We start from the raw sequence: 10955 nt of genomic DNA, 5'->3' as shown, positions 1-10955 counted from the left end.
CTCTTGCCTAATAAGGCAAGAGGGTAAACGACTGGTTCATATGCAGCAAAGCATGAAGGCATGCCTGTTGCAAATCCGTTTCCTTCTCAGCCTCACGGGACTGTCTTTAAAGGACTTATTAAACTATAGTCATCTTAAGATAATTGTAGAACTTTGTCAATGATTTTCTCTTATATCATTTAAAAGCTCTTCGAAATAAGCTGGCAGCGGGGCCTCAAATTCGATGTACTCACCAGTTCTTGGGTGATCAAAGCCCAGGAGTCCCGCATGAAGAGCCTGTCCCCCGATATCAAGAGTCTTTTTAGGTCCGTATTTCGGGTCCCCTGCAAGCGGATATCCAATATATTTCATATGGACGCGGATCTGGTGTGTACGTCCAGTCTCAAGCTGGCATTCCACAAATGTGAAATCCTTGAAACGCTCCAATACGTTAAAATGAGTAACGGCATGCTTACCATTATCAACAACCGTCATGCTCTGGCGGTCTTTCGTATCCCTGCCAAGCGGAGCGTCGATCGTACCAAAATCATGCTGGATGTTGCCATGTACGAGTGCCTTGTATTTCCTGGTTACAGTCTTGGCAACAAGCTGGTTTACGAGGCTTTCATGAGCTAAATCATTTTTGGCAACCATAAGCAAACCTGAAGTATCCTTATCGATTCTGTGGACAATTCCCGGACGCAGGACGCCATTGATCCCTGATAAATCCTTGCAGTGTGCCATCAAGCCATTTACTAACGTTCCTGTCAAATGCCCTGGAGCAGGGTGAACGACCATTCCCTTAGGCTTGTTCACAACAAGGACATCTTGATCCTCATAAAAAATCTCAAGATTCATTTCTTCAGGTACGACATCCAACGCTTCTGGTTCAGGAATGCTGATTACAAGCCTGTCCTCAAAGCTGCATTTATAATTTGTTTTTACCGGAGCACCGTTAACAAGGACATTGCCCTCCTTGATCCATTGCTGCACCTGGCTTCTTGACCATTCAGGATCAAGCGTTGATATTACTTTATCTATTCTGTCACCAGCTTGGGTATCACTGATGATGTGTTCCATTTTCTCCATAAGCTTTTCTTTTCGCCTCTCTCTCTTCCCTGATCATATCAATCATCAGCAAACCTACACCTATAACAAGTGCAGAATCAGCTATATTGAAAATAGGGAAATCATACCCAAAAATATAGGTATTGATAAAATCAACAACTTCTTTTCGGAACAGCCTGTCTAGAAAGTTCCCGATCGCTCCACCCAGCATGAAGCCAAGTGAAACACCTAGCAAGAGCTTTCCTTTAGCTGCTTTCTGAATATAAATGACAAGGCCAACAATTACTACGATGGTTATGACATAAAAAAACCACATTTGACCCTGCAGGATTCCCCATGCTGCACCACGATTGCGGTGAGAGGTGATGTAAAAAAAGTTTTCAATAACTTGGATGCTATCACCAAGTTCCATGTTTTTAACGATCATCCATTTTGTCAGCTGGTCAAGCAAAATAACAAAAAGTGCAATTATGTAATAAAACACAAAGGTAACCTCCACATTCACAGCAATTCATTACCTTTGCATTTTAGCACACATATGACGAAAACGACAGATATTCTATAGGACTGGTAATGATTATGGATGTTAACTAATCCTAAAATTACATTTTTTAGAACTGCAGAAAGAAATCATACCCCCTTATATGGAGGTGGAGGTTTTTAAGAATAAAGCGGCTTGCGGCAATATTGTTCCAACTGGGCAATTTCATATGATGATTTTGCTGTAGGTATACTTTGCAAAATCTCTAGCGGCAAAATCTCACCGGATATCTCACATTTTCCATACTCACCATTTTCAATTTTCTGAAGCGCCGAATCGATATCATCAAGTTCAGCATTGATATACTGCAAGATCCTTTCATTGGTGTTTTCAGAATTCAGGTACGCTAACAGTTCTGTTTTCGTTTCACGGAGTTCATTGTAAATGTAATCAAGATTACCTTCCATATATCTGCCCCCGTTCCTGTTTACAGCTATTATTTCCCCAAGGATAATGCTGACTCAGGAAAACTTTTTACATGTACTGCAGGAATTCCCGAAGGTGGAAGATATTTGTTTGTTCAAGGTATTCTAAAAATGGTTGAGTGTTTTGACTTAGGGTTTTATGCCTTTTTTAGTAAGTTGGTTCAGTTTTTATTTACCTTTTTCATGTAGAGATCTTTTCTGAAGGCTTTGTTAAACTTGTCTGTTGATTTCCGCTCCAAGCACTCGCTTTCTGGGAAGAATTACGAAAAAGACATTCGTAAAAAAAGCTCCGGGCAAGCCCGGAGCTTTAATCATTCTAATAATTTTCTTTAACTACAGTTGCGCATCGTGGGCAAAGTGTTGGATGATCCTCGACCTGGCCTACTTCAGGAGTGACAACCCAGCATCTTTCACATGTTTCGCCTTCAGCTTTAGTTACAGCGATAGCTGCATTTTCTAGCTTAATTGCGTTCTCAGGTGCCTGGTCGTAGCTGCCTGCCACTTCAAAACCTGAAACGATGAATAGCTGGCTCAGATTTTCAGAAATGGAGTCTAGAAGCTCCTTAGTGTTGTCATTAACATATAAAGAAACCTTTGCTGTCAATGACTTGCCAATTACTTTCTCATTCCTTGCTTCTTCAAGTGCTTTGAGAACATCATCACGAAGCTTCATGAATGCATTCCACTTTGTTTCAAGTGCCTTTGCATTCGGAATTTCTTTATATTCTGGCATATCAGTCAGCTGGACACTTTCTTCCTTAGCAGAAGGAATAAATGCCCAAACCTCATCAGCTGTATGCGAAAGAATTGGTGCAGTCAGCTTAACCAGTGCAAGCAAGCTCTCGTGCAATACAGTTTGGATCGCGCGTCTCTCAGTGTTATCAGCGGCTTCAATGTAAAGTACATCTTTCGCGAAATCCAAATAGAAAGCACTTAAATCTAGTGTGCAGAAATTGTTCACCGCATGGTAAACGCCTGCAAACTCGTAGTTATCATAAGCATTCCGTACATATTTAATTAATTTATTAAGCTTAACCATCATAAATTGGTCCACTTCGCGAAGCTGCTCAAACGGCACCGCATCTGTTTCTGGGTTGAAATCAGACAAATTGCCAAGCAAGAATCTAAAAGTATTCCGGATTTTTCTGTACACTTCAGCAACCTGTTTAAGGATTGCATCCGATACACGAACGTCTGACTGATAGTCTACAGAAGCAACCCATAAGCGAAGAATATCTGCACCAAGCTGATTCATGACCTTTGAAGGTACTACGACGTTTCCGATGGATTTACTCATTTTGCGGCCTTCGCCATCAAGAGCAAAACCATGGCTCAAGACTCCCTTGTATGGCGCTTTGCCAGTTACTGCTACAGCTGTAGAAAGTGATGAATTAAACCAGCCGCGATATTGGTCAGAACCTTCAAGATAAAGGTCTGCTGGACGCTGGAGGTCATCTCGCTCTAAAAGCACTGCCTGATGTGAAGAACCGGAATCAAACCAAACATCCATGATGTCTGTTTCCTTTGTGAAAGTTCCGTTAGGGCTTCCAGGGTGGCTGAAGCCTTCAGGAAGCAGGTCCTTCGCATCCTTTTCAAACCAGATATTTGAGCCTTGCTCACGGAATAGATTTGAAACATGGTCAATTGTTTCATCAGTAATGATCGCTTCGCCATTTTCTGCATAGAAAACCGGAATTGGAACACCCCATGCACGTTGTCTTGAGATACACCAGTCACCGCGATCGCGTACCATATTGAATAATCTTGTCTCTCCCCATGCTGGAACCCATTTCGTTTCTTCAACAGCCTGAAGCAGCTCATTTCGGAAATCTTTAATGGATGCGAACCACTGAGCAGTCGCACGGAAGATTACTGGCTTCTTCGTTCTCCAGTCATGTGGATATGAATGTTTAATAAAAGAAAGTTTTAGCAACGCGCCAACTTCTTCAAGCTTTTCTGTGATTGGCTTGTTAGCTTCATCATAAAATAAACCTTCGAAGCCTTCCGCTTCTGCAGTCATAACACCCTTATCATCTACAGGGCATAGAACCTCTAGACCATACTTTTGACCAACATAGAAGTCATCCTCCCCGTGGCCAGGAGCAGTGTGTACGCAGCCGGTACCAGCATCCGTCGTAACGTGCTCACCAAGCATAACGAGTGAGTCTCGATCATATAAAGGATGGCTTGCCAGAATGCCTTCAAGCTCTTTACCGACAACCTTTTTATCGATTACTGGATTTTCCCAGCCGATTTCGTTCGAAACTGCTTCTAGCAATGCTTCAGCAACAAGGAACTTTCTTTCGTTTGCTTCAACCACTACGTATGAAAGGTCTGGGTGGACAGAAATTCCTAGGTTTGCTGGAATTGTCCATGGTGTTGTTGTCCAGATAACAATTTCCGTCTCCTGATCAAGGACGCCCTTTCCATCCTTTACTTTAAAGCCAACATAGATGGATGCAGAACGCTTATCCTGGTACTCGATTTCCGCTTCAGCCAAAGCAGATTCACTAGAAGGTGACCAGTAAACAGGTTTCTTGCCTTTATAGATATATCCCTTCTTAGCCATCTCACCGAAGACCTTGATCTGTTGTGCTTCATATTCTGGCTTTAATGTGATGTATGGATTTTCCCAATCGCCTCTTACACCAAGGCGCTTAAATTGCTCGCGCTGGTTGTTGACCTGCTGGTAGGCATACTCTTCACAGAGCTTCCTGAATTCAGCGACAGTCATTTCTTTACGCTTTACACCTTTGTTGGTAAGCGCCTGTTCAATTGGTAAACCATGTGTATCCCATCCAGGTACATATGGTGAACAAAAACCGCTCAATGACTTGTAACGCACGATGAAATCTTTAAGAATTTTATTCAATGCATGGCCCATATGGATGTCTCCATTTGCATATGGCGGTCCATCATGCAGGATGAACAGCGGACGGTCTGCCGTGTGTTTCTGCACTTTTTCGTAAATATTCATTTCTTCCCATTTTGCCTGGATTTCCGGTTCCCTGTTCGGAAGGTTTCCGCGCATTGGAAATTCGGTCTTCGGCATAAGCAAAGTATCTTTGTACTCCATTAAATTAATCCTCCCTATTCTTTACCCTGGCAATCATGATAGCGATGTTCAGGAAAATAAAAAAAACCTCCTCATCCCTGAAAAGGGACGAGAAGGTTTATTCCCGCGGTACCACCCTAAATAGACAAGAATGAATCATTCATTCTGTCCTCTTAGCATTCTTAACGCGAATGTCACGCCTGCGCTTACTTATTCTGGTCGAATGTTCAGCTCGGAACTAAAGGGTGATTTTCAGGCTACTCGCTCGCAATGGGCTTCCACCTTCCCCATTTCGCTTTTGGCAAGCATTTGAACAGCCGTACTGTCCCTATCATCGTTTCTTTCATGTATTGCACTTTGTTATGAAATTATATGCGAAATGACCCGCTTGCGTCAAGCCAGTGAATCTTCTTCTTCTCTCTGTGCAGTCTTTAATTCAGTTGAATCAAGTTCGTATTCCAGCAAGTGGTCCCAGTCATCTGTGTTCAGCATATCAAGCTGCGCTTCGATCAGCATCTTGAACCTGGTACGGAATACCTTGGACTGCTTCTTTAATTCTTCTATTTCCAACGCGATTTTACGCGCCTTGGATAATGATTCATTGATGATCCTGTCAGCATTCTTCTCTGCTTCCTTAACGATCAGCTTTGCCTCTTTTTGCGCGTTGCGGCGAACTTCTTCTCCGGCTTCCTGGGCAATTACGATTGATTTATTGAGGGTTTCCTCAATATTCGTAAAATGGCCGAGCCTGGAATTCATTTCGTTGAGCCTTTCATCAAGCTCCTTTTTTTCACGGATGATTAGTTCATAGTCCTTGATCACCTGATCAAGAAACTCATTTACTTCATCTTCATCGTACCCGCGAAATCCTTTGTTGAACTCTTTGTTGTGTATATCTAACGGCGTTAAAGGCATTACGCCACCTCCCATTAAGTTATAATCCTATATGTACTTAAAGCAATGATTCGACAAAAAATATAAAAATCCTTCTTCTATAACTATATAATTATTTTTTCCTTCCGGCAATAACTCGATATTTATCTTTTTTTGTTTTTCCTTCAATTGTGATAATTTTCGCACGGCCATATCCGCGCGCAGATAGGATGTCACCTTCACCACATTCAAATGCCGTGTTCTCAATAGCCGTGAAGTTGACTTTTACATGGCCATGCTGGATGAGCAGCTGTGATTTTTGTCTTGAAAGATTAAAGAGCGAGGACATGACGGTATCTAGCCTTAAAGAAGATACCGTTACGTTCATTTCATTCCATTCCTCATCAATTGCCACTGCCTGCTCGAGAGGAAGCTCAGTCAGATTGATTGATGCCCTTCCAACCGATTCGAGCTGAAGACGAATGTAATCAGCTATTTCTTCTGCGGCAAAAAATTGAACAGTTTCACCTTCAATCAGGATATCGCCAAATTTCCCTCGCTTAAGGCCAAGAGACATTAAGCTTCCAAGTACCTGTCGATGTTCTATGTTTATGAATTTCTTTGCATATTCGATTCTAAAGAGCTTTACTTGAAAATCCTCGCTCTGGATTTCCATATATTCTGGAAAAAGAAAAGCCCGCTTTCTTTCTGCGCCTGGCGCTCCGCCAAAAAGCTCCCATTTCACCTCAGGATGCTTACCGATTATTGTAGTCAGGATCTGCTGTTCCCTCGGATCTAAAAAATCGGTCAGCTTAGGAGCATAACTCTGTTCCACATATTCTTTCCAGTTGATCACCTGGTCGATAAATTCCCGCTCTTCAGGACGGAAATGCTGGTATATATTCATTTTGATCTCCTTTTATACAATAACATAAAGTTGACCTTACAATGGCTCCTGTTAAATTGCTCTTAAATTATTGGCTGCCCGCAAAGTAATGAAAACAGCTTAATAGAAAATAAACAGGGCCTGATTCAGACCCTGCTAGAAAGTTGCAAATATTAAAACCACATGGCTAATTGCTTTAATCCGCTAACTGCAAAGCGCAAAACAAGAAAAGCAACAATCGGCGAAATATCGATCATACCGATTGAAGGGACGATCCTGCGAAACGGCTCAAGAAATGGCTCACAAATCCGAGCTAAAAACTGTCCAATCGCTGTCTCCCTTGCATTCGGAAACCATGACATGAAAATATAAATAATCAATGCCCACTGGTAAAGACTTATTAATTGAGCTAAAATACCAACTACTACATCCATTTACTCCTACCACCTCGACTCTTGAAGATCCCGCTCCTGCATCAGTTCAGAAATATTCCCTGTCACTTCCACATTATCCGGGGTACATAAAAAGATATTCATACCAATACGCTGAATATCACCGCTGATCGCATAAACTGTTCCGCTAAGGAAATCTACAATCCGCTTAGCCTGGTCGTGGTCAATCCGCTGAAGGTTAACAACTACTGCTCGGCGATTTTTCAGGTGATCAGCGATTTCCTGAGCCTCTGCATACATCCTAGGCTCCATCAGGATTACTTTAGATGATTTTTGCACACTCTGGAGGCTTACAACATTCTGCTTTTGCTGAGCCGGCTGCTTGCTTGGCTTAAATGGCTCCGCTTCCTCTTCGAGCATTTCCTCATCATTATAGTCATATTCATCTTCCAGGAAAAAAAATGTCTTAATTTTTGATTTTAAGCTCATATTATTGCACCTCCGATTCGTTACCTACTAGCGCAGTGCCGATGCGGACCATGGTAGAACCTTCTTCAACTGCGATTTGAAAATCATTTGACATTCCCATTGACAGGTCAGTGCATGGAGCATACTCAAGGTTAAGACCCTTGATTTCTCCCTGAAGCTTTTTAAGTGTTCTAAAACACTCTCTTATAACCAGCTCGTCCTTAGTATTGGGAGCCATTGTCATTAATCCACTAACAAGGATGTTCGGGTAATCTTTCAATTCAAAGATGAATCCCGCTACCTCTTCAGGCTTTAATCCGTGCTTGCTTTCCTCTCCAGATACATTGACCTGAATCAGGCAATTTATTTGAGCGCTAGCACGCTTATCAATTTCCTTTGCAAGCGACAATCTGTCAAGCGAGTGGATATATGTAACATGTTCAATAATATTTTTTACTTTTCTTGTCTGCAGCGTACCGATATAATGCCAGACGGGCTTGTCCTTTAGAAGGCTAATCTTTTCAAGGAGTCCCTCATCACGGTTTTCACCTAAATTGACAACACCAGCTTCAATGGCTTCCTGAGCCCGTTCCGCCGATACGTATTTGGTGACCGCGATTAACTTCACATCTTCCGGACTGCGATTGACCTTTTCACAGGCTTCTGCTATTTGACTCTGGATAACCTCCAGATTTTTGGATACTTTCATTTATGGACGGCTATCCTCCTTCCACCCTATGTAGGCAATCATTCTGCCAGCATTGCCCATATCCCGCCTGTGAGAATAAAAATGCTCACTGTGGCAGCTTGTGCAATAATCGGTGACAAATAAATTTTCACTTTTTACGCCGGCCTTTAATAGGATCTGCCGGTTGACTTCCTTTAGGTCGAGAGAATATTGACCTTCACTAATTTGATTATATGGTAAATTTTCGACACCTTCTAGTACATTTTTTACTAAAAGAATCACTCTCTCATCAACAATATAACATTTTTTGCATATTGATGGGCCAATTACTGCAGAAATTTTTTCTATTTTTGCCCCATTTTGCTGAAATTTGCTAATCATCTCAGCTCCAATACCGTTGACCGTGCCTTTCCAGCCTGCATGGGCCACACCGATCAGCCTCTTATCCGGCTCGATAAAATAAAGCGGGACACAGTCTGCGTAACAAAGTGTAAGCAATATCCCTGAATCATTTGTTAAAAAACCATCTGTTCCAGAAAAAGAGCTAGCATAGTCATCAGAGCCTCTTCCTTGATCGTTTTTGGAAATTTTCTCGATGTGAATTTCATGGGTTTGCTCAGCACCAACCCAGTTTTCAAGTGGAAAGTCAATCTTATTTGCCAGCAGGAGGCGGTTCTGACATACAGCATCCTGCTGATCTCCAACATGAAATCCAAAATTTAATCCAGAGAAAACCTGCTCACTGACACCGCCATTTTTCGTCGTAAAACCAACTTCAAGGTCGGAATAACGGTCCATCCACTCTTTAATGGAAAAATATTCTTTTTTGGTTAAGACGAATGGTTCCATTTTTTTCATACCTCTCGCTATTTTTGTCTAGTTTATCATAACAAGCCCCTAACACAATAGTGATACGGCTATTGTCCCCCTCCATCATGTTCAATGTATTCTCCACTGTCCCTGTAGCGGACAAGGATAACGTCTTCTCCGATTTTAAGAATGTTCTTCCACGGAATGATAACTTCATCCTCTTTACCAAAAAAGCCGAGTACCTTTCCGGAGCTTCCAATGACAACCGCTTCAATTTTCCCTGTATTTAAATTGATTTCGAAATCCTCAATATTCCCAAGCCTTTTCCCATCAGAAACATTCACAACATCTTTCACCTGGAATTCAGTCACCTTAACCATTCAGATCCCCCCGGATTGTATTCAAACAATTTATTTCAAACGAATTTTATATTTCCGTCAATTTCGCTAAAAAGACTTTCTATAAAATATATGAGAAGAAAAAAGGATGTATGATTTATGGAGAAACGATGGCAAAATAAAAAGCTGCCAGGGAGGCAGCTTTAGCTTTGGATATTTTTATTCATTTGCTTAATTGCCGCCTTCTCCAGCCGGGATACCTGGGCCTGTGAGATGCCGATTTCATCAGCAACCTCCATTTGCGTTTTTCCCTGGAAAAACCTTTTCCTTAAAATCAGTTTTTCCCTTTCGTTCAGGCGTCTCATTCCTTCTTTTAGCGCTATTTCTTCAATCCAATGGGTATCCTTGTTCCGCTCATCGCTTAACTGGTCCATCACAAAAATTGGGTCTCCACCATCGTTGTAGATTGGTTCAAAAAGAGAAACAGGATCCTGGATTGCATCTAACGCAAAAACAATTTCTTCATGAGGAACCTCAAGAACTTTCGCGATTTCTTCAGCAGTTGGCTCCCTTGATGCCTCACTCATCAGCCTTTCCCTTACCTGTAAAGCTTTATAGGCTATATCCCTTAACGAGCGTGAAACTCTGATTGGGTTATTATCTCTTAAATACCTTCTGATTTCGCCTATTATCATCGGGACGGCATACGTTGAAAACTTTACATTCTGCCCCAAATCAAAATTATCAATGGATTTCATAAGGCCTATACATCCGACTTGAAACAGATCGTCGACAAACTCGCCCCGGTTGTTAAAACGCTGGATTACACTTAAAACAAGCCTTAGGTTCCCATTCACAAGTTTTTCTCTAGCTGTGATGTCACCGCTTTGCATTTCTCTAAACAGTTTTCTCATTTCCTCGTTTTTTAGAACGGGAAGCTTTGATGTATCAACACCGCAAATTTCAACTTTGTTTCGTGTCAATCTTTTCCCTCCTCACAGGAGCTGCTGTCAAAATTCAGTATCTCCGCAGGAAGGAAAAATATGCACTATTTACCGGGTGGCTGGCAGACAAAAGGAAGAAACCGCCAGAATAACCGCAGATTATCAATGTTAAGCAAGAAAAAAATTTTTTTTGCGTCGAATGATAAAACCTATATTGCTATACCATCTTATTGAATTCTTTTCGAAGACGTTTAATTATTCTTTTTTCCAGGCGTGAAATGTAAGACTGGGAGATGCCTAGCATATCAGCTACATCTTTTTGCGTCTTTTCTTCGCCGCTTCCAAGTCCGAACCGCAATTCCATGATTTGTTTTTCTCGGTCTGACAGCTGCTGCAGTGCTTTTACAAGCAATTTTTTATCAACATTCGATTCTAAGTCCTTCGTGATGATATCATCATCTGTTCCGAGAACATCTGAAAGAAGAAGT

At 41.7% G+C, this 10955-nt stretch carries 13 protein-coding genes and 1 other annotated feature; all 13 genes read right to left on the bottom strand.

The features are described 5' to 3' along the window. Positions 1-156 precede the first annotated feature (156 nt). Entirely contained in the window at positions 157-1068 is a 912-nt protein-coding gene (locus tag WB217_RS07130; protein WP_423991981.1) for an RluA family pseudouridine synthase, read from the bottom strand. Continuing rightward, on the bottom strand, positions 1040-1531 hold the full coding sequence (lspA, locus tag WB217_RS07125) for a signal peptidase II (RefSeq protein ID WP_335375047.1): 492 nt from the start codon (positions 1529-1531) through the stop codon (positions 1040-1042). The genes WB217_RS07130 and lspA overlap by 29 nt, the downstream gene beginning before the upstream one ends. A 176-nt stretch (positions 1532-1707) precedes the next feature. Continuing rightward, on the bottom strand, positions 1708-1995 hold the full coding sequence (locus WB217_RS07120) for a TraR/DksA family transcriptional regulator (RefSeq protein WP_423991979.1): 288 nt from the start codon (positions 1993-1995) through the stop codon (positions 1708-1710). A gap of 334 nt (positions 1996-2329) precedes the next feature. Further along, positions 2330-5089: an isoleucine--tRNA ligase gene (gene ileS / locus WB217_RS07115; protein WP_423991977.1), complete on the bottom strand. Its 2760-nt coding sequence runs from the start codon at positions 5087-5089 to the stop codon at positions 2330-2332. An 80-nt stretch (positions 5090-5169) separates the two neighbouring features. Continuing rightward, positions 5170-5412: a binding site (T-box leader), on the bottom strand. A gap of 49 nt (positions 5413-5461) precedes the next feature. Next, positions 5462-5983: a DivIVA domain-containing protein gene (locus WB217_RS07110; protein ID WP_335375050.1), complete on the bottom strand. Its 522-nt coding sequence runs from the start codon at positions 5981-5983 to the stop codon at positions 5462-5464. 91 nt (positions 5984-6074) lie between these two features. Further along, positions 6075-6848, bottom strand: coding sequence for an RNA-binding protein (locus WB217_RS07105; protein WP_423991975.1), 774 nt, complete (start codon positions 6846-6848; stop codon positions 6075-6077). Between the two features lie 152 nt (positions 6849-7000). Beyond that, entirely contained in the window at positions 7001-7261 is a 261-nt protein-coding gene (locus WB217_RS07100; RefSeq protein WP_423991973.1) for a YggT family protein, read from the bottom strand. A gap of 6 nt (positions 7262-7267) precedes the next feature. Next, positions 7268-7708: a cell division protein SepF gene (locus tag WB217_RS07095; protein WP_423991971.1), complete on the bottom strand. Its 441-nt coding sequence runs from the start codon at positions 7706-7708 to the stop codon at positions 7268-7270. A gap of 1 nt (position 7709) precedes the next feature. Next, entirely contained in the window at positions 7710-8396 is a 687-nt protein-coding gene (locus WB217_RS07090) for a YggS family pyridoxal phosphate-dependent enzyme (RefSeq protein WP_423991969.1), read from the bottom strand. After that, entirely contained in the window at positions 8397-9233 is an 837-nt protein-coding gene (gene pgeF / locus WB217_RS07085; protein WP_423991967.1) for a peptidoglycan editing factor PgeF, read from the bottom strand. A 59-nt stretch (positions 9234-9292) separates the two neighbouring features. After that, the gene (locus WB217_RS07080) at positions 9293-9565 is read right to left on the bottom strand and encodes a YlmC/YmxH family sporulation protein (protein WP_207498506.1); all 273 of its coding nucleotides are present in this window, start codon (positions 9563-9565) and stop codon (positions 9293-9295) included. Between the two features lie 161 nt (positions 9566-9726). Beyond that, complete coding sequence (sigG, locus tag WB217_RS07075) at positions 9727-10506, bottom strand: RNA polymerase sporulation sigma factor SigG (RefSeq protein WP_335427762.1); 780 nt, start codon at positions 10504-10506, stop codon at positions 9727-9729. A gap of 178 nt (positions 10507-10684) precedes the next feature. Next, positions 10685-10955 (bottom strand): sigma-70 family RNA polymerase sigma factor (locus tag WB217_RS07070; RefSeq protein ID WP_423991964.1); only part of this gene is annotated, 271 nt, incomplete at its 5' end.

Origin of the sequence: Mesobacillus sp., assembly GCF_049588175.1 — a bacterium.
GTDB lineage: Bacteria > Bacillota > Bacilli > Bacillales > Cytobacillaceae > Mesobacillus.
This window is presented reverse-complemented; position numbering and strand designations above follow the sequence as displayed.